The sequence below is a fragment of the Roseovarius sp. D0-M9 genome, from assembly GCF_037083805.1.
In the GTDB taxonomy this organism is placed as follows: Bacteria; Pseudomonadota; Alphaproteobacteria; order Rhodobacterales; family Rhodobacteraceae; genus Roseovarius.
In genome coordinates this window covers 52596-71090 of sequence record NZ_JBAPKZ010000015.1, presented here as the reverse complement: position 1 = coordinate 71090, position 18495 = coordinate 52596, and the positions used below count along the sequence as shown (strand labels likewise).

The 18495-nt window shown below is 63.8% G+C and carries 16 protein-coding genes; 8 read left to right on the top strand and 8 right to left on the bottom strand.

The window, feature by feature from the left end:
- Window positions 1–139 precede the first annotated feature (139 nt).
- Complete coding sequence (gene infC / locus V8352_RS11585) at window positions 140–694, top strand: translation initiation factor IF-3 (protein ID WP_336424481.1); 555 nt, start codon at window positions 140–142, stop codon at window positions 692–694.
- A gap of 125 nt (window positions 695–819) precedes the next feature.
- Here the strand turns inward: infC and V8352_RS11580 are convergent, their stop codons facing one another.
- The 8 genes from V8352_RS11580 to V8352_RS11545 all read right to left on the bottom strand — a co-directional run bounded on the left by V8352_RS11580 (window position 820) and on the right by V8352_RS11545 (window position 10979).
- Entirely contained in the window at window positions 820–1608 is a 789-nt protein-coding gene (locus V8352_RS11580) for an FAD binding domain-containing protein (protein ID WP_336424448.1), read from the bottom strand.
- A 78-nt stretch (window positions 1609–1686) separates the two neighbouring features.
- Window positions 1687–4068: a xanthine dehydrogenase family protein molybdopterin-binding subunit gene (locus V8352_RS11575; protein ID WP_336424447.1), complete on the bottom strand. Its 2382-nt coding sequence runs from the start codon at window positions 4066–4068 to the stop codon at window positions 1687–1689.
- A 30-nt stretch (window positions 4069–4098) separates the two neighbouring features.
- The gene (locus tag V8352_RS11570) at window positions 4099–4596 is read right to left on the bottom strand and encodes a (2Fe-2S)-binding protein (RefSeq protein WP_336424446.1); all 498 of its coding nucleotides are present in this window, start codon (window positions 4594–4596) and stop codon (window positions 4099–4101) included.
- Window positions 4597–4671: 75 nt separating this feature from the next.
- Complete coding sequence (locus V8352_RS11565) at window positions 4672–5667, bottom strand: molybdopterin-binding protein (protein ID WP_336424445.1); 996 nt, start codon at window positions 5665–5667, stop codon at window positions 4672–4674.
- Entirely contained in the window at window positions 5664–6629 is a 966-nt protein-coding gene (locus V8352_RS11560; RefSeq protein WP_336424444.1) for an XdhC family protein, read from the bottom strand. Before V8352_RS11560 ends, V8352_RS11565 begins: the two co-directional genes overlap by 4 nt.
- 85 nt (window positions 6630–6714) lie before the next feature.
- Complete coding sequence (locus V8352_RS11555; protein WP_336424443.1) at window positions 6715–8613, bottom strand: OmpA family protein; 1899 nt, start codon at window positions 8611–8613, stop codon at window positions 6715–6717.
- 112 nt (window positions 8614–8725) lie between these two features.
- Window positions 8726–9997, bottom strand: a complete 1272-nt coding sequence (locus V8352_RS11550; protein ID WP_336424442.1) for a vWA domain-containing protein — start codon at window positions 9995–9997, stop codon at window positions 8726–8728.
- A 73-nt stretch (window positions 9998–10070) separates the two neighbouring features.
- Entirely contained in the window at window positions 10071–10979 is a 909-nt protein-coding gene (locus tag V8352_RS11545) for an AAA family ATPase (RefSeq protein ID WP_336424441.1), read from the bottom strand.
- A gap of 176 nt (window positions 10980–11155) precedes the next feature.
- Here V8352_RS11545 and V8352_RS11540 point away from each other — a divergent pair, with 176 nt between their 5' ends.
- The 7 genes from V8352_RS11540 (at window position 11156) to V8352_RS11510 (ending at window position 18339) form a co-directional block, all read left to right on the top strand.
- Complete coding sequence (locus V8352_RS11540; RefSeq protein WP_442971018.1) at window positions 11156–12136, top strand: phosphoadenosine phosphosulfate reductase; 981 nt, start codon at window positions 11156–11158, stop codon at window positions 12134–12136.
- Between the two features lie 70 nt (window positions 12137–12206).
- Window positions 12207–13256 carry a dihydroorotase gene (gene pyrC / locus V8352_RS11535; RefSeq protein WP_336424480.1) on the top strand — a complete coding sequence of 350 codons (1050 nt, stop codon included), beginning with the start codon at window positions 12207–12209 and terminating at the stop codon, window positions 13254–13256.
- A gap of 51 nt (window positions 13257–13307) precedes the next feature.
- Window positions 13308–13982, top strand: a complete 675-nt coding sequence (locus V8352_RS11530; protein WP_336424439.1) for an orotate phosphoribosyltransferase — start codon at window positions 13308–13310, stop codon at window positions 13980–13982.
- Window positions 13983–14189: 207 nt separating this feature from the next.
- On the top strand, window positions 14190–15704 hold the full coding sequence (locus tag V8352_RS11525) for a replicative DNA helicase (RefSeq protein ID WP_336424438.1): 1515 nt from the start codon (window positions 14190–14192) through the stop codon (window positions 15702–15704).
- 72 nt (window positions 15705–15776) lie between these two features.
- Window positions 15777–16814, top strand: coding sequence for an alanine racemase (alr, locus tag V8352_RS11520; protein ID WP_336424437.1), 1038 nt, complete (start codon window positions 15777–15779; stop codon window positions 16812–16814).
- Entirely contained in the window at window positions 16811–17596 is a 786-nt protein-coding gene (locus V8352_RS11515; protein ID WP_336424436.1) for an MlaE family ABC transporter permease, read from the top strand. The genes alr and V8352_RS11515 overlap by 4 nt, the downstream gene beginning before the upstream one ends.
- Entirely contained in the window at window positions 17593–18339 is a 747-nt protein-coding gene (locus V8352_RS11510; RefSeq protein ID WP_336424435.1) for an ABC transporter ATP-binding protein, read from the top strand. Before V8352_RS11515 ends, V8352_RS11510 begins: the two co-directional genes overlap by 4 nt.
- The last annotated feature ends 156 nt before the right edge of the window (window positions 18340–18495 follow it).

Sequence of the window (18495 nt, the reverse complement as noted above, 5' to 3'; positions counted from 1 at the left end):
CTCATGTGATGCCCGCCGTATCGGCAATACGCAAGTGTGTTTCGCGCGCATTTGGAGCGCAGCAGCCTATTTAGCGGCTTGAAACCCGGCTATGCGATAGCTAACTTGCCAGTCCAAATACCCTACCAACCATCGAAGGATCAAAGCCATAGCCCGCAGACCGCATAACGCGCCGCCAACGCGCGACACAGGCCCCCGTGTCAACGAACGTATCCGTGACGCAGAAATCAGATTGATCGGGGCCGATGGTGACAATGTCGGTGTCGTTTCGGGCGCACGCGCCCTCGAAATGGCCGAAGAAGCGGGACTGGACCTGGTCGAGATTTCGCCAAATGCCAATCCACCTGTCTGCAAGATCATGGATTTTGGCAAATACAAGTACGAGACGCAGAAACGCGAAGCCGAAGCGCGGAAAAAGCAGAAGATCATTGAGGTGAAAGAGGTCAAATTCCGGCCCAACACCGATGTGCACGACTATGATGTCAAGATGCGCAACGTCTTCAAGTTCTTGGAAAATGGCGACAAGGTCAAGATCACGCTGCGGTTTCGTGGCCGCGAGATGGCGCACCAGGATCTGGGCCGCGAGCTTCTCCAACGGGTGGCAGCTGATGTCGAAGGCACCGGAAAGGTTGAGAATATGCCCAAGATGGAAGGCCGCCAGATGATCATGATCATCGGGCCGATTTCACGCTAAGAGTTTCTGCCACCAAAGACATTGCCGCTTTGAAAGATGTGGCCCGGACTGCAATCCGGGCCATTTTCCATGCAGCTTAAAGCGTTTCGCGAAACTCTGTAACTCAGTTTTTTTCGCGAAACGCCTCAGCGGGCCGCCTTGACCGCCCGTCGGGTCATAACCCCAACCAGATGCGCGCGATATTCAGGCGTTCCATGCATATCGCCCATCATCCCCTCCGCAGAGACGCTCAACCCCTCGATCGCCTCGGGCGCAAATGATTTGGATAGCGCCTCTTCCGCCTCGGACCAGCGAAAGACACCGCCCTCGGAGGCGCCCGTAACAGCGACGCGCACACCCTCCGCGAATTTGGCCACAAAGACACCGACCAGAGCAAAGCGCGAGGCGGGCTGCTCGAACTTGGCATAGGCTGACGCCTCGGGGATCGGGAACCTCACCTCCGTGATGATCTCACCTTCGTCGAGCGCCGTGTCGAACATCCCTTGAAAATAATCATCTGCCGGGATCTCGCGCTTGTCGGTCTTGATCGTTGCACCCGCGGCAAGGGCTGCTGCGGGATAGCACGCTGACGGGTCATTGTTCGCAAGGCTCCCGCCGATGGTGCCGCGATTGCGCACCGCAGGATCACCGATAAGCGCGGCCAGCGCGCTCAAGCCCGCAAAATCGCCCGCGCCCGCCGCGACATCCGCGTGAACGGTGCTCGCCCCCACGCACAAACGTCCCATATCGTCGAGGCAGATGCCCTTCATTTCGGGGATACCCGACAGGCTGACCAGAACGGATGGCATCGCCAGGCGCTGCTTGAGGGTCGGGATCAGGGTCTGCCCCCCGCCCAGCGGCTGCGCCTCCTCCGTGCCAAGTGCCTTGACCGCCTCTGCGATATTGCTGGGCCGTTCAATCTCGAATGCATACATCGTCTTACTCCCGCATGGGCTTCTTCTTGCCCGAAATATCCCGGGGTCCGGGGCAGAGCCCCGAAAACCCCCGCTGTATCAGCCTTGTTGCATCGCTGCCCAAACGCGGCTCGGCGTCACGGGCATATCGACATGGTCCACCTTGTATCCGCCCGACTGCAGCGCATCGACAACCGCGTTGACCACTGTCGGCGTTGATCCGATGGCCCCCGCCTCGCCGCAGCCTTTCACCCCCAAGGGATTGTGGGTGCAGGGCGTGCCATTCGAATGGTCGATCTTGAAGAAAGGCACGTCATCGGCGCGCGGCATGCAATAATCCATGTAACTCGCCGACAAGAGCTGTCCGTCCGCGTCATAGGTGCAATTTTCCATCAGCGCCTGGCCGATCCCTTGCGTCAGGCCGCCGTGTACCTGCCCGTCCACGATCATCGGGTTTACGACGTTGCCGAAGTCATCCGCCGTGGTGAACATCTCGATCGTGACCTTGCCGGTTTCAGGGTCGACCTCCACCTCGCAAGCATAGGCGCCCGCTGGATAGGTGAAGTTGTTGGGATCATAAAAGGCCGTCTCCTCCAGCCCCGGCTCCACCTCGTCGAGGGGGTAGTTATGGGGCACGTAAGCTGCCAGCGTCACATCCCCCCACGCCAGCGACTTGTCGGTGCCCGCGACGGTGAACATGCCGTCCTTGAGTTCGATGTCGCCGTCAGAGGCTTCCATGATATGGGCCGCGATCTTCTTGGCCTTGGCGATGATCTTTTCGGTGGCGCGCACCATGGCGCTGCCGCCCACGGCGATCGAGCGCGAGCCATAGGTGCCCATGCCCATCGGCGTGTTGGCGGTGTCGCCATGCTCGATCTCGATCATGCTGGCATCGATGCCGATCATGTCGGCCACCACCTGCGGAAACACTGTCTCATGTCCCTGCCCGTGGCTGTGGCTGCCGGTCATCACGGTGATGCCGCCGGTGGCATTCACGCGCACGGTCGCGCTCTCGTAAAGGCCCGCACGTGCGCCGAGTTGCCCGACGAGGTTCGAGGGCGCGATGCCGCACGCCTCGATAAAGCAGTTGACGCCAAGGCCGCGCAGTTTGCCGTTCTTTTCGCTTTCCTTGCGGCGCGCCTCGAACCCGTCCAGATCGGCCTGCGCTTCAAGTTTGCTTACCAACCTGTTGAAATCGCCCGAGTCGTACTCAACCGCCACCGGTGTTTGATAGGGAAATTCGGTGATGAAATTCTGCTTGCGCAGCGCGATGGGATCGACACCCAACTCCCGTGCCGCCTTGTCGATGACACGCTCCAGCTGATAGGTCGCCTCGGGGCGGCCCGCGCCGCGGTAGGCATCCACCGGAACAGTGTTGGTAAAGACCGCGCGCACGTTCACATAGACCAGCGGCGTCTTGTAGTTGCCCGCCATCAGTGTGCCGTGCAGCCACGTCGGGATCGACGGCGCGAAGGTCGACAGATACGCGCCCATGTTGGCCAACGTATCGGTGCGCACAGCGGTGAAGTTGTTGTCCTTGTCCAGCGCGAGTTCGATCTTGGTCACATGGTCGCGCGCCTGCGCGTCGCTCAGGAAGGCCTCGGACCGGGTGCAGGTCCATTTCACCGGCCTGTTCAATGCCTTGGCGGCAAATGTGCAAAACGCTTCCTCGGCGTAGTGGTAGATCTTCGACCCGAAACCGCCCCCTACATCGGGCGCCACGACGCGCAGCTTGTGCTCCGGGATATTGAGGACAAAGGCGCCCATCAGCAGGCGGATCACATGGGGATTCTGGCTGGTGGTGTAGAGGGTGGATTCGCCGGTGCCCCGATTGAAATCGCCAATGGCAACGCGCGGCTCCATCGCGTTGGGAACAAGACGGTTGTTGATCAGCTCGACCGTTGTGACATGCGCGGCATTCTTGATGGCGTCATCGACGGCCTGCTTGTTGTCTTCGACAAAACCCCAATCAAAACAAAGGTTACTGGTCAGATCTTCATGCACTTTCGGCGCGCCATCCTCAAGCGCCTTGACCATGTCGATCACCGCTGGAAGCTCTTCGATATCGGGGATGATGGCCTCGGCGGCGTCGCGCGCCTGATCGCGCGTTTCGGCCACGATGGCGGCGATGGGATCGCCGACATGGCGCACATGGGTTTCGGCCAGAACCGGATGGCGCGGCTCCTGCATCGGATTGCCGAACCGGTCGGTGACCTGCCAGCCGCAGGGGATGCTGCCCGCCGTCTTGAAATCCTCGCCGGTAAAGATGCGCAGAACGCCCGGCATCTTTTCCGCCTCGCTCAGGTCCAGCCCGTTCAGCTTGCCGTGGGCCACGTCCGAGCGCAGGAAATGCACATAGGCCTGACCGCGCAGGTTGATGTCATCCGTGTAGTTGCCGGTCCCCGAGAGAAACCTGACGTCCTCGCGCCGCTTTGGGCTGGCGCCGATTCCGCCGTGATCGTGTGCATTGTCCTTGGGCATAAATCTCTCCCTGGGTTGTCCTTTGGCGCATCACTCGGCGGCAATGCCGCCCGCGATATCGCTCACATCCTGACCGCTTGCGGCGAGAATGGATTTGACGATGTTGTGATATCCAGTGCAGCGGCAGATGTTGCCGGTCAGATAGCTGCGCACCTCGGCCTCGGTCGGCTTGGGGTTTTCCTTGAGCAGGGCCGCCGCGCTCATCACCATACCGGGGGTGCAGAACCCGCATTGCAGGCCATGATAGTCCTGAAACGCCTGCTGGATCACGTTGAGCGTGCCGTCGGGCGCCGCCTGCCCCTCGATGGTATCGACCTCGGCACCCTCCGCCTCGGCGGCAAACATCGTGCAGGCCTTGACCGCCTTGCCGTCCACATGAACGACGCAGGCACCACATTGGCTGGTGTCGCAGCCCACATGTGTGCCGGTCAATCCCAGCGTTTCGCGCAGAAAATCGACAAGAAGCGTGCGGCCCTCGATTGTGCCGTTCGCCGTCTTGCCATTCACGGTCATTGTGACCTGTGACATGGGCGCCCTCCCTTTGAGCTATCTTTGTTATTGGGAGGAGTTAAGCACGGCCCATGACACTTGAGAAGACTGTTTCTACACCGATTTCTTGCCGCGGCGCGGCATCGGACGGCTCGGAATTTCCTTCAGCAGGCCGCCCACGCCCATCGCGGCGATGTCCTGCGGCGTGACCTCGATCCCGCAGGCAATCCGGCTCAGCACCCAGTCGGCCCCGTTAAGAGCGGGCGAGCGGGCGCAGCCCGGCAGGCCGATCACCGGCCGGGTGCCCAGCCAGCCGAGAAAAAGCAGATTGCCCGGATCGACGGGCATGCCAAAGCGCGTGATTCGCCCGCCCGCCGCCCTTAGCGCTGCGGGGCCAGTGTCGTGGCTGTCGGACGTGGCCGAAGCGGTGAGGATCAAGATGAGATCGGAGGAAACCTGCCCCAGCGCCGCCGCCAGCGGCGCCGTCTCGTGCGGCACGCTGACCACTTCGCTCAGCGACATGTCCAGCGCCGTGAGGCGCGCGGCGATGGCGTCCCTGCCCTTGTCGCCTGCGCCCGCCGCCGTTTCGGTCACGATGAGCGCGGCTGTGCCTAGCTGCGGTGCAGAAAGGCGCACGGCGGCGCGCGATATGTCGCAGGCCCGCGCCACGTCAGCGCTGGGAACAGCATAGGAGATGATCTTGACCGTGGCGATCATCGCGCCACGGCGCATCTGCGCGAGGTCCGGCATGGTCGCGATGGTGATCATCGGGTTCACCGCATTGGCCGCGTGGATGGCGGCGACGTCCAGCTGGACAACCCCCGGCCCCTCGGCGATCAGATTGACGCGGCCCGTGCCCGGCGCGCTCAGCCGGATGCCGGGTGCGTCCTTGGCCAGCGCTTCGGCAAGGGTCTGCGCGGCCACATCCTCGCCCATGTCACCTGGCTCCAGCTCTGCCGCCGTGACGCTGGCAAGGCCCGCCGCGCGCAGCTGGTCGATGTGCTCCGGCTCCAGCAGCAGCCCCTTTCGCAGGCGCCCGCCCGGCACCACCTCGGAGTGGGCAAGGATTGCGCCCAACGCATCCTCGAGCGGCAGATCCCCGAATTTCACGCTCCGCGCCTCAACACGCGCGTCATTTCGGCAAGGATGCTGAGCGCGATTTCGGCCGGGCCTGCCGCCCCGATATCAAGGCCGACAGGGCCATGGATGCGCCCCAGCTCGCCGATTGAAAAGCCCGCGATCTGCATCCGCTCCTGCCGCGCGGCATGGGTGCGTTTCGATCCCAGCGCGCCGATATAGAAGACATCCGATCGCAGGGCCTCGGTCAGGGCCGGATCATCCAGCTTGGGATCATGGGTGAGCAGCACCAAGGCCGTGCGCGCATCAAGGCCGAGGCTGCGCACGCCGTCATCAGGCCATTCGTCCATGAGCGTAACGCCCGGAAACCGCGCGTCGCTGGCAAAGGCGGTGCGCGGATCTATCACGATCGCATCATAGCCGATGGTCTTGGCCATGGGCACGAGGGCCTGCGCGATATGCACCGCGCCGACGACGATCAGGCGCAGGGGCGGGTTGTGGATGGCCACAAACGTCTCGCCATCCTCCTCAAAGCCCGAGCGATCCATGCGAAAACGCTCGGCATGGCCTTCCGTCACGAGGCGCGGCGCGTCGTCCATGCGGCTGACCAGCGCGGCGGGCTGCCGCGCGGCGCGCGCGTCGACCAGATCGGCCAGGATCTCCTCGGGCAGTGCCGACCCTACAGGCTGCACCAGCACGCGGATCGTGCCGCCGCAGGCAAGACCGACCGCAAAGGCATCGCCATCGGCCACGCCGTATTCCAGCATGCGTGCGGTACCCTCGGCGATGGCCTCGATGGCCTCGGCCACCACGGCGCCCTCGACGCAGCCACCCGAGACAGAGCCCGCCATATCCCCTGCGCCGGATACGGCCAGCATCGCGCCAATGCGGCGCGGCGCGCTGCCCCAAGTCTGCACCACTGTGGCCAGCGCGGCGCCGGTGCCGGCCCTGTGCCAATCGAGCGCGATGCGCGGAATGTCACCCAGATCATTCATGAAAAAAAACCCTCCGCCCCCAATATGGGGCGAAGGGCCATGACACTCAATCGGAACTCGCGTCCCTAAGGCATGATGGTGCGGCTTAGCGCCCGCCCCTCAGAAGCGGCGTGATGTTGCGCACCGCGCCGCGCCGGTTGGCACGGATGTCGCCCTGCTGGCGCACGCGCAGATCCGATTCGCCATATCCTTGGACGATCATGTTGGAGGGCGGCACGTCGAAATATTCGGTCAGGGCCAGCGCAACAGATTCGGCGCGGCGGTCCGACAGTGCCAGATTATAGCTGGCATCACCCACGGTATCGGTATGCCCCTCGATCAGGAACACCTGACTGGGATCCTCGTTGATCGCGGCAACCATGGCATTGCCCAGCTCTGCCAGATCCTGCGCTTCGGCGGAGTCGATCACCGCCGAACCGGTCCTGAAAGTGATTCCATCAAGGGCAATCACCGGCACCAGATGACGCACCGCATCAATGCTGCGGATCTGGTTGAGCGAATAGGTGCGGTCCGTCAGCGCTCCGTTGGCGCTGTTGAGCGCCATGCGCAACTCGTCCGCATTGCGTGTGCTGTAATCGTAGTCGGTGAAGGTGCGGTTTGATTGGGCGCGTTCCAACTCGGTCACATCGACGCGCTCATAGGTTTGCGTGTCATCAAAGAGCATGATTTCCCGCCCATCGGGCAGGATCCGCGTGCGGCGCAGGACGCGGCCATCTGCGGCGCGGATGGTCACGGTCTCGCTGCCGTCGGCCCCGACCACAACGCTGCGGGTCGAGCCATCGGAGTAGGTTTGCGTCTGCACATCACTGCCTGGGCGGCGCAGAAGCGTGTCGTCATCCTTGATGACACGGTAGCTGCCCGACGGCTCTTGGACCACAACGCGGTCGCCGGTGTTGGAGACGACCTGTCCCCCACCATCCAGCATACGGCCGATGGCATAGGCGCCAAGACCGGCTGCCGCGGCGATACCGAGGTTCTTTAGCAGTTCGTTGTCGTCATCATCCGCATCGACCGCGGGTGCCTGGGCTGCCGGGGCCTGCGTTTCGTCGGCCTGCGCTTCCGGGGCCTCCTGCCCGCTGGCTGATGTCGTGAACTCCTCGTTCGAAGCGCGCGAGCCCTCTTCGGTAACGGTCACGTCCTCGGTCCCGACGACCTCACTTTCTTCGGATGCGGCGGCTGCAGCGGCGGAACTTTCATCCGCTGCCTCTGCGGCGCGGGCCTGGTCTTCGGCGCTGACTTCGGGAAGCAGGTCGGTCGTGTCGTTCTCGCCCGACTCTCTTTGCTCAGTCTCGGCAATATTCGGCGTTGCGTTTTCTCCGGATTCCATCGACTGCGTTTGATCGTCTTGTTCGGCTGCTGAGTCCTCTGCGGCCTGAAGCTCGGCGTCGGCCTGCGCTTCGGCTTCTGCAGCGGCGGCCTCTTCTTCTGCGTGCTGCTCGGCGGCATCTGTTTCGGCGGCTTTGGCCGCGCGTGCTGCCTCGGCCTCGGCCTCAGCTTCGGCAGTTGCCTCAGCTTCCTGTTCTGCGGTTGCCTCCGCTTCTGCGGCTTCAGCGGCTTCTTCTTCAGCAGCCTGAGCCTCCGCAGCTTCTTGTTCTGCGGCCTGATCCTCTGCGGCCTGTGCAGCCTGCGCTTCGGCTTCGGCAGCTTCCTCTGCCTCGGCGGCGGCCTGTGCTTCGGCCTCGGCCTCCGCGGCGGCTTCGGCTTCCGCTTCTGCTGCCTCTTCTGCTGCCTCTACCTCGGCAGCGACCTGTTCGGCGGTACTATCATTCTCGGTGGAGCCTGTGGCGTCAGCATCACCGATAACGCTCTCCATCAGGTCTTGCGAAGCAGTACTTGCTTCGTTTTCGGCAACGCGCGTGCCGGTAGCGATCCGCGGCTCTGTCACGCTTGGCTCCGAAACTTGAAATGCCGAGGACGGAAGAGGTGCTGCGGCGTTGAGAACCAGTGCGAGGGCGGTGGTCGATGTCAGCCAGTGGCGTTGCATGTTGGCACTCCTGTAAATGATTACGGTGGCTCACACGGCGCATTGCGCCGGACGGGCATTCGATGAGTGTAACGCACGTTGTCGCACAATCGTTCCGCAGCAAGCCTCGGGCTCAGCGCAGGCGCATCAGCCGCGCCTTTTCGCCATCCGCCGCCGGATGCGATAGCGTCAACGCCAGATCACCCAGCGTCGCGACCGAATGGCACGGCAGCACCGCATCGACATGCGGCAGCATCGCGGCAATGCCTTGGGCCTTGGGCGCGAAACCGTCCCACCGCAGCAGCGGATTCAGCCAGACCAGCCGCCGCGCCGTCAGGCGGAGCCTTTGAACTTGCGCGGCCAGCGCATCCGGCGCGCCCCGGTCCAGCCCATCGGTGATGAGCAAGACCAGCGCGCCCTGCCCCAGCACCCGGCGCGACCAGTCGCGATTGAAGCTCGTGAGGCAGTCGCCAATGCGCGTGCCGCCCTCCCAATCCTGCACCTCGCGCCCCGCCGCCGCCAGCGCCGCATCTACGTCGCGCGTCGCCAGATGGCGGGTGACGTTGCTGAGCCTTGTGCCGAAGGTAAAGGCATGAACGCGGCCCCAACCGCCAGAGCCCGCTGCGCCCGCGCTGCGCATATTGGCGACGGCATGCACGAAATGCAGCACCATCCGGCTATATTGGCTCATCGAGCCCGAGATATCGCAAAGCACCACAAGATCGGGGGGCTTTGGCCGGGGGGTGCGGCGGGCGATCTGGGTGATTTCGCCGCCCTGGCGCATGGCCAGCCGCATCGTGCGCCCGGCGTCCAGCACGCGGCCCCGCGCATCCGCGCCCATCCGGCGCGAGGGTAGCGGCGGCACCGGCAGGCGCAGCGCGGCCAGCATGCGCTGCGCCTCGGCAATCTCGGCGGCGCCCATCTGCTCGAAGTCAAGAGTACGCAGCCGCTCCTGCTCAGATTGCGTCGCGCTCGCGTCGATCTCGAGCAGCGCGTCCTCTTCCTTGGGCTCGGGGATGTCGCGCTCGGGCGCCTCTGCGCCATCCAGGAGCGCCTCGGCCGCGCGCTTCTCGGCTGCCTCGGCGGCGCGATCCTCGCTGAGCCCGCGCATCGTGGGGATGAGCAGACCCATCATATGCTCCAGAAAGCGCGGATCGCGCCAGTAAAGCCGGAATATCTGGCCAAAGACCGCGCGGTGCTCGGGCCGGGTCACGCAGACCGCATGGAGGGTCCAGTAGAAATCGCGCCGCGAGGTAAAGCCGGCCGCCGCCACCGCGCGCACGGCATCCAGGATGCGCCCGGTGCCCACCGGCATCCCGGCACGGCGCAGCGCGCGTGCGAAATGCACGATATTGAGCGCCAGCTTGGGGTTTTCGGGGAGATCGAGGTCGGGATATTCGGGCATGGGCGCGAACCGGGGGTCTACCCCCGAACCCCCGGAGTATTTGCGGAACAATGAAAGATGCAGGGGGATGGTATCATGTGGGCGCGATCGCGGCGCGCGCCTCTTCCAGGATGCGAGTGGCCTCGCTGTTGCTCAGCTTGGCGATGTCGTCCTGGTATTTCAGAAGCGCGCCGAGCGTATCGGCGATGACCTGCGGGCTGAGCGCCACAGCATCGAGCGCCAGAAGGCATTTGGCCCAGTCGATGGTTTCCGCAACGCCGGGTTTCTTGAAGAGATCCTCGGTGCGCAGGGCTTGCACGAAGGCGACGACTTCGCGGCTGAGCTGGTCCGGCAACTCGGGGGCGCGCGCGGCAAGGATCTGGGCCTCTCGCTCGAAATCGGGGTAATCCACCCACGCATAGAGGCAGCGGCGCTTGAGCGCGTCATGCACCTCGCGCGTGCGGTTGGACGTCAGGATGACGATGGGCGGCTCGGGCGCCTTGATCGTGCCGAGTTCGGGGATAGTGACCTGATAGTCGCTGAGCGCCTCCAGAAGAAATGCCTCGAAGGGCGCATCGGTGCGGTCCATTTCGTCGATCAAAAGCACAGGCGCGCCGCCCGGCTGGGGGCGCATCGCTTGCAGGAGGGGCCGCTCGATCAGGAACTCTTCGGTGAAGAGCTGATCCTTGAGTGCGGCGCCGCTTGCCTCCTTGCCCGCCTCGGCCGCGCGCAGGGCAATCATCTGCGCGGCAAAATTCCACTCTGCCACGGCGCTGGACGCATCGAGCCCCTCGTAGCATTGCAGGCGAATCAGGCGCCGGCCAAGCGCGGCGGCGATGGTCTTGGCGATCTCGGTCTTGCCGGTGCCTGGCTCGCCCTCAAGAAAGAGCGGGCGCCCAAGCTTCAGGGACAAGAACAGGGCGGTGGCAAGGGCACGCCCGCAGACGTAGCCCTCATCGGCGAGCAAAGCCTGCACGTCCTCGATCGACTTTACATTCTGCATTCTGCCCTGCCCCTCATCTGCGCTGGCGATCTGCGCCGCCCCGCTTATGGTGGCGCGCGCCGGGCACGGTGTCCAGCAAACCACACGGATTTTTCAAAATTTTGCCTGAATTGCAGGATAGGTCCGAAAAATGCGCCCGCTGTCCCGCGAGTGCCCGAAAGACGAGGTTTCCCCCAATGCAAGACGCGCCCAATACGTTTCATATGCCACTCTCCGGGCTGGGCGGGCGCGAGGCGTGGCTGGACAAGGTTGCCGAGATCGCATCCGAGGACGGCTATGTCGAGCGTCTGGGCGCGCGCCACGCCGCCATATTCATTGAGGACAAGAAGACGCTTCTAGTGACGTTCGAGACCCATCAAGGCATCGCCGATCTGTCGCGCGACCTGCAACCCCTGGGCTGGGACATGGTCAAGGCGCTGGGCTGGTCGCATCTGTGCCTCGTCTCGGACGGCGACACATGGTTTCGGGACAAGGCGGTTTATGGCTACTTCGACCGATTGGTCGACGACGGCTTTTTCGAGGATTTCGATCAGGTGATCTTTTACGGCGCGGGCCCTTGCGGGTATGCGGCGGCTGCCTTTTCGGTGGCGGCGCCGGGCGCGCAGGTGGTCGCCTTGTCACCGCAGGCGACGCTGGATCCGCGCATGGCCGAATGGGACGACCGCTATCGCGGGATGCGGCGCACCTCCTTCACTGACCGTTATGGGTATGCACCCGACATGCTGGATGCCGCCGCCGAGGCCTTCGTGATCTATGACCCCGAAGATCATCTGGACGCGATGCATGCCGCGCTTTTCGCGCGCAAGAACGTGACGCTTTTTCGCATGCGCTTCATGGGGCCCGAGCTTGAGAAAGCGTTGATGCGCCTTCAGATCCTGTTTCGCATCCTCGCACAGGTCAGCGCGGGCAAGCTGGACCGCACGGCGCTGGCGAGGCTGTTTCGCGCCCGCCGCCATGATGGCGGTTATCAGTTCAGCCTGCTGGAACGGCTCAAGTCCGGCCAGCGGCGCTATCTGATCGTGCTGCTTGCCCGCAAGGTGCTGGAGCAGCGCAATGCCCGCCCCTTCCGCAAGGCGCTGGAGGCGGCGATGAAATCCGCCGAAGAGGATGGCACGCGCCTCCCTCCGCCCGCGCCGGCCGAGGCAGACGGCACCTGAAGGCGATCTTTGTCGCAGCTGGGTCTGGTGCGGCGCGGGCGGCCCGTGTATTGCCAGCGCCATGACAGATATGACCGAACAGCTGATCCTGCGCACACCTGACGACTGGCACCTGCACTTGCGTGACGGTGCGATGATGCGCGCCGTCCTGCCGTGGACCGCCGCGCATTTCGCCCGCGCCATCATCATGCCCAATCTGGTGCCCCCCGTGGTAACCTCCGCAGATGCCGCCGCCTACCGGGCGCGTATCCTTGCCGCACGGCCGGAGGGCATGGATTTCACGCCCCTGATGACGCTTTATCTGACCGAGGATACTGACGCGGATGACGTCGCTGCGGCCCATGCCTCGGGCCTCATCACGGCGGTCAAACTTTATCCGGCCGGCGCCACGACGAATTCGGCCAGCGGTGTTGCGGATTTCAGCCGTGTGCAGGGCGTGCTGGAGCGGATGGCCGAGATCGGCCTGCCGCTGTGCGTGCATGGCGAGGTGACGGATCCGGCGGTGGACATCTTTGACCGCGAGGCGGTCTTTATCGACCGCGTCCTCGATCCGCTGCGCCGCCGCGTGCCCAGCCTGAAATTGGTGATGGAGCATATCACAACATCGCAAGGGGTCGACTACGTCAAATCACATGACGCAGGCCTCTGCGCGACGATCACGACGCACCATCTGGTCATCAACCGCAACCACATTCTGGCTGGTGGCATCCGGCCGCATTACTACTGCCTGCCCGTCGCCAAGCGCGAGGAGCATCGCCTTGCCCTGCGCGCCGCCGCGACATCTGGGGATGCGCGCTTTTTTCTGGGCACCGACAGCGCGCCGCATACGGACTCCGCAAAACTTCAGCCTTGCGGCTGCGCGGGCTGCTTTACCGCACCCAATACTCTGCCCATCCTCGCTCATGTATTCGAAGAGGAAGGTGCGCTGGCCCGGCTCGAGGCCTTTACCTCGCTGAACGGCCCCGCCTTCTACGGCCTGCCGCCGAACGAGGGCACGGTCACGCTCAGCCGTGGCGCGCCCGACCTGCCCGCCCAGATCGAGACCGAGGACGGCCCCGTCACAGTCTTCGATCCAGGCTTCGCACCCGGCTGGCACATCTCTTCCCGTTCTTCTTGCTGAAAATATCCTCGCCGCAGGCGAAATCTGAACGCCGATACAAGGACCGCACCCATGATCCCCAGCACTTACCCCCCCGCCGATGAGATCGCTCGCCTGACAGCGCGCATGCTGCTGGAAATCGGCGCTGTCCATTTCAACGCGGACAAGCCCTATATCTATTCATCCGGCCTGCCCGGCCCGACCTACATCGATTGCCGCAAGTTGATCTCCTACCCTCGGATCCGCAGCACGTTGATGGATTTTCTGGCCATTACCGTGATGCGCAATGCGGGCTTTGAGGCGTTCGACAACGTCGCGGGCGGCGAGACGGCGGGCATTCCCTTTGCCGCGCTGATGGCCGAGCGTATGGCCCTGCCGATGACCTATGTGCGCAAGAAACCCAAGGGCCACGGGCGCGGGGCGCGTATCGAGGGTACGATGACCGAGGGCCAGCGCGTGCTTCTGGTCGAGGATCTGACGACAGATGGCGGCTCCAAGATCGGTTTTGTCGATGCCATCCGCGAGACCGGGGCCACATGCGCGCATACGGCTGTCATCTTCTATTACGGGATATTTCCGGATACGGTCAAAACGCTGGGCGATCACGGCGTCGCGCTTCACCATCTTTGCACGTGGTGGGACGTTCTGGCCGAGGCGCGCGAGCAAGGCACCTTCAACGAGGCCACTCTGCGCGAGGTCGAGGCGTTCCTGAAGGCCCCGCGGGCATGGCAGGACGCGCGCGCCTGAGCGCCGCAGATCGGGCATAGCAGACAGGTCATTGCGCGTTTTTTCGCGGCACATGGCGCAGCATCACACCATATATTGACATACATGGCGTCGTCGCCGCAACATGAGGCCAGTCAAGGCGGGGCGCGATTTATCCACAAAGATATACAATTTGCCCCGTAGCCCGCCCTGCCTGTAAGAGCAAGGCCGAGCAGCCGGGGATCAAAGATGAACGAAATCGCAACTTTCAATGCCACCGGAGGCGCCGCAGGCGCAGAAGTTCAGGCCGCCGACACGATGCCCCATTCGATCGAGGCCGAGCAGCAGCTCCTCGGCGCGATTCTGACCAACAACGATGTCTTCGACCGCATCGCAAGCATCATCGGCCCGCAGCATTTCTATGATCCGGTCCATGCCCGCATCTTCGAGACCGCATCGGCGCGCATCGCCAAGAACAATCTTGCCTCGCCGGTGACGCTCAAGGCGTTCATGGAAGAGGATGAGGGCCTCAAGGAGCTTGGCGGCCCCGCCTATCTGGTCAATCTCGCCGGTGCCGCGATCAGCACCTACGCGGTGCGCGATTACGCCCAGATGATCTATGATCTGGCGATCCGGCGCGAATTGATCAGCCTTGGCCACGACATCGCCGGCAAGGCCGCGCGCATGAATGTCGACAGCGAGCCGAAGGACCAGATCGTCGAAGCCGAGCAGATGCTCTACAAGCTCAGCGAGCAGGGTCAGACCGAAAGCGGTTTCCAAAGCTTTCTCAAGGCTGTATCGGATGCTGTTAATGTTGCTAATGCCGCTTATCAGCGCGAGGGTGGCCTTGCCGGCGTCTCGACCGGCCTCATCGACATGGACAAGAAACTGGGCGGTCTGCACAAGTCCGACCTTTTGATCCTTGCCGGGCGTCCCTCGATGGGCAAGACGTCGCTGGCGACGAACCTCGCGTTCAACATTGCCAAGGCGTATCGGCGCGGCACGCGCCCTGATGGCACCGAAGGGTCCATCGAGGGCGGTGTTGTGGGATTTTACTCGCTGGAGATGAGCGCCGAGCAGCTGGCCGCGCGTGTCCTGTCGGAGGCGTCCGAAGTGCCGAGCGAGCAGATCCGGCGCGGCGACATGACCGAGGGCGAGTTCCGCCGCTTTGTCGATGCGGCCAAGCAGCTGGAGTCCTGCCCGCTTTACATCGACGACACGCCCGCCCTGCCGATCAGCCAGTTGGCGGCCCGCGCGCGGCGGCTCAAGCGGACCCATGGCCTTGACGTGCTGATCGTCGACTACCTTCAGCTGGTGCGCGGCACCGGGCGCAGCGAGAACCGCGTCAACGAGATTTCCGAAATCACCATGGGCCTCAAGGCGATCGCCAAGGAGCTCGACATCCCCGTCATCGCTCTCAGCCAGCTTTCCCGCCAGGTCGAAAGCCGCGAAGACAAGCGCCCGCAGTTGTCCGACTTGCGCGAGTCGGGCTCGATCGAGCAGGACGCCGACGTCGTCATGTTCGTCTTCCGCGAAGAGTATTACGCCGAGCGCGAAAAGCCGTCCGACGAGAAGCTGGAAGAAATGGCCGCCTGGCAAGAGCGTATGGAGCGTTTGCACGGCAAGGCCGAGGTCATCATCGGCAAGCAGCGTCACGGCCCCATCGGCACGATCGAGCTCAGCTTCGAGGGCCGGTTCACCCGCTTTGGCAACCTCGTGCAGCCTTGGCAAAATGGCGGCGGCGGCGGCGATCAGGAGTTTTGACGTGGCGGCCACGTCTGCGCGGCGGCGCGCTTTGGTCTTGACGCGGCCCGCGCCCATGTCAAAACGCCCATCATGAGCACACCTACCCTTACAGTCGATCTGAACGCCCTCGTTGCCAACTGGCAGGTCCTTGCCGCGATGAGCCGTGCCGAAACCGGCGCGGTCATCAAGGCTGACGCCTACGGCCTTGGGGCTGCGCGCGTGGGCCGTGCTCTGGCCCGTGCGGGCGCGCGCACATTCTTTGTCGCCGTCGCCGAAGAGGGTGCGGCACTGCGCACCGCCCTTGGCCCCGGTCCGATGATTTACGTTCTGTCGGGCCACATGCCGGGTGACGCGGACATGCTGGGCGATATGGACCTGACGCCGATCCTCAATTCGCTCGATCAGATGATCCGCCACCTCGAGGCGTTGCCGGGCCATCCCTTTGGCCTGCAACTCGATACTGGAATGAACCGGCTGGGCATGGAGCCGAGCGAGTGGTCGGCGGTGCGCGACATTGCCGTGGCGCAAGGTCCGCAGCTGATCATGAGCCATCTGGTCGCCGCCGAGGTTCCGGACGACGAGATGAACAGGCACCAGCTTACGCTCTTTCGGCAGATGACGGCGGGTCTGGACTGTCCGCTGAGCCTTGCGAATACGGGAGGTGTCCTGCTGGACAAGGCGTATCATTTCGACGTGACGCGGCCCGGTATCGGCCTTTATGGCGGGCGCCCCTTTGCCGATGCGCGCCCGGTTGCGTCGCTGGATATCCCGGTCATCCAATGCCGCGACGTGGCACCGGGCGAGACGGTCGGCTACAACGGCACATGGACGGCGCAGCGGCCCAGCCGGATCGCCACGATCGGCGCAGGCTATGCCGACGGGATATTTCGGGCCCTGTCCGGACACGCGGCGGTCTGGGTGGACGAGGTGCGCTGCCCGCTTGCCGGGCGCGTCTCGATGGATCTGGTCGGGGTGGACATTACCGATGCGCCGGGCGATCCCAAGACGGTCTCGCTGCTTGGCCCGGATCAGGGCATCGACGATGTGGCGGACGCCGCCGGCACCATCGGCTACGAGATCCTCACCGCGCTGGGTGCGCGCTATACAAGGCGGTATTTGGGCGGATGAACATGATCTTGCGGCTTCTGGCGGCGCTTGGGCGCAGCGCACTTGGTGCGCTTGCAGGGGCCGGGCGCGTCGCGATCTTTACTGGACAGACTGTGTCGCACCTCGTGCGGCCACCCTTTTACGGGCGCGAGTTCGCCCATGCCTTGATGCAGATCGGCTGGCTGTCGCTGCCGGTCGTGGGCCTTACGGCGCTCTTTACCGGGGGCGCCTTGGCGCTTCAGATCTACGCCGGCGGCGCGCGCTTCAACGCCGAGACGATCGTGCCCTCGATCGTGGCCATCGGACTGACGCGCGAGCTTGGTCCCGTTCTGGGCGGCCTCATGGTGGCCGCGCGCGTCGCCTCCTCGATCGCTGCCGAAATCGGCACCATGAAGGTGACCGAGCAGATCGACGCGCTGACCACGCTCAGCACCAATCCGATGAAATACCTCACCCTGCCCCGCGTTCTGGCCGCGACCCTCGCGGTGCCGCTGCTGGTGGGCGTGGGCGATGTGATCGGCATCATGGGGGGATTTCTGGTCGCCATCGGGCGGCTGGATTTCAACGCCGCGACCTACCTGCACAACACGCTCAACTTCCTTGAGGTCTGGGATGTGCTGAGCGGGATGATCAAGGGCGCGGCCTTCGGCTTTATCGTCGCGCTGATGGGATGCTACTACGGCATCAACTCGGGCCGCGGCGCACAAGGTGTGGGCCGGGCGACCAAATCGGCTGTCGTTGCCTCCTCGGTGCTGATCCTCGCCAGCAATTATGTCCTGACAGAGGTGTTTTTCTCGGCATGATCACGCTTTCGGACGTTCACAAGAGCTTTGGCACCACCCCTGTTCTGCAGGGCGTCGATCTGACCATCGAGAGCGGCACGTCAATGGTCATTATCGGCGGGTCGGGCACCGGAAAATCCGTGCTCCTCAAATCGGTGCTGGGCCTCGTGCGGCCCGATAGCGGGACGATCACGCTGGACGGAAAGGATGTGACGCGGGGCGACCGGGACGCGTTTCTGGCGCGTTTCGGCATGCTCTTTCAGGGCGGTGCCCTATTTGATTCGCTGCCCGTCTGGCAAAACGTGGCCTTTCGCCTTCAGCGCGGCAAGGCCAAGCGACCTGCCGCTGAGGCGCGCGAAATCGCGATCGAGAAGCTGCGGCGCGTTGGGCTGACCCCCGAGCAGGCCGATAAATACCCCGCCGAGCTGTCGGGCGGCATGCAAAAGCGCGTGGGCCTTGCCCGCGCCATCGCAGCCGAGCCCGAGATCATCTTTTTCGACGAGCCGACCACGGGCCTCGACCCCATCATGTCGGGCGTCATCAACGATCTTATCCGCGAGATCGTGACCGAAATGGGCGCAACCGCGATGACCATCACCCATGACATGACCTCCGTTCGCGCCATCGCCGACACCGTCGCGATGCTGCATGATGGCGTGATTCAGTGGACTGGCCCGGTCGGCGAGCTTGAGACATCGGGCGATCCTTATCTGGACCAGTTCATCCACGGCCGCGCAACCGGCCCGATCGAGGCTGTGCGCTGATCGCGATTTAAATCCGTTACGCCTTGGTGAATTGTTGAGCTGCGGGAAACAGTTGCATGGAAGCTTGGGTAAATGGGCCACGCCCTGACGCTCTTCTGTGCCCATTTTAATAATTATCTTCTCGATAGGGCCAGTATCGGCGTATAATTGCCGATA

Coding starts and splice junctions, on each gene's coding strand:
- V8352_RS11515 (WP_336424436.1), top strand. CDS start 16,811: ATGAACATGATCTTGCGGCTTCTGGCGGCGCTTGGGCGCAGCGCACTT.
- alr (WP_336424437.1), top strand. CDS start 15,777: ATGAGCACACCTACCCTTACAGTCGATCTGAACGCCCTCGTTGCCAAC.
- V8352_RS11530 (WP_336424439.1), top strand. CDS start 13,308: ATGATCCCCAGCACTTACCCCCCCGCCGATGAGATCGCTCGCCTGACA.
- V8352_RS11575 (WP_336424447.1), bottom strand. CDS start 4,068: ATGCCCAAGGACAATGCACACGATCACGGCGGAATCGGCGCCAGCCCA.
- V8352_RS11540 (WP_442971018.1), top strand. CDS start 11,156: ATGCAAGACGCGCCCAATACGTTTCATATGCCACTCTCCGGGCTGGGC.
- V8352_RS11555 (WP_336424443.1), bottom strand. CDS start 8,613: ATGCAACGCCACTGGCTGACATCGACCACCGCCCTCGCACTGGTTCTC.
- V8352_RS11570 (WP_336424446.1), bottom strand. CDS start 4,596: ATGTCACAGGTCACAATGACCGTGAATGGCAAGACGGCGAACGGCACA.
- V8352_RS11525 (WP_336424438.1), top strand. CDS start 14,190: ATGAACGAAATCGCAACTTTCAATGCCACCGGAGGCGCCGCAGGCGCA.
- V8352_RS11550 (WP_336424442.1), bottom strand. CDS start 9,997: ATGCCCGAATATCCCGACCTCGATCTCCCCGAAAACCCCAAGCTGGCG.
- V8352_RS11510 (WP_336424435.1), top strand. CDS start 17,593: ATGATCACGCTTTCGGACGTTCACAAGAGCTTTGGCACCACCCCTGTT.
- V8352_RS11545 (WP_336424441.1), bottom strand. CDS start 10,979: ATGCAGAATGTAAAGTCGATCGAGGACGTGCAGGCTTTGCTCGCCGAT.
- V8352_RS11560 (WP_336424444.1), bottom strand. CDS start 6,629: ATGAATGATCTGGGTGACATTCCGCGCATCGCGCTCGATTGGCACAGG.
- pyrC (WP_336424480.1), top strand. CDS start 12,207: ATGACCGAACAGCTGATCCTGCGCACACCTGACGACTGGCACCTGCAC.
- V8352_RS11580 (WP_336424448.1), bottom strand. CDS start 1,608: ATGTATGCATTCGAGATTGAACGGCCCAGCAATATCGCAGAGGCGGTC.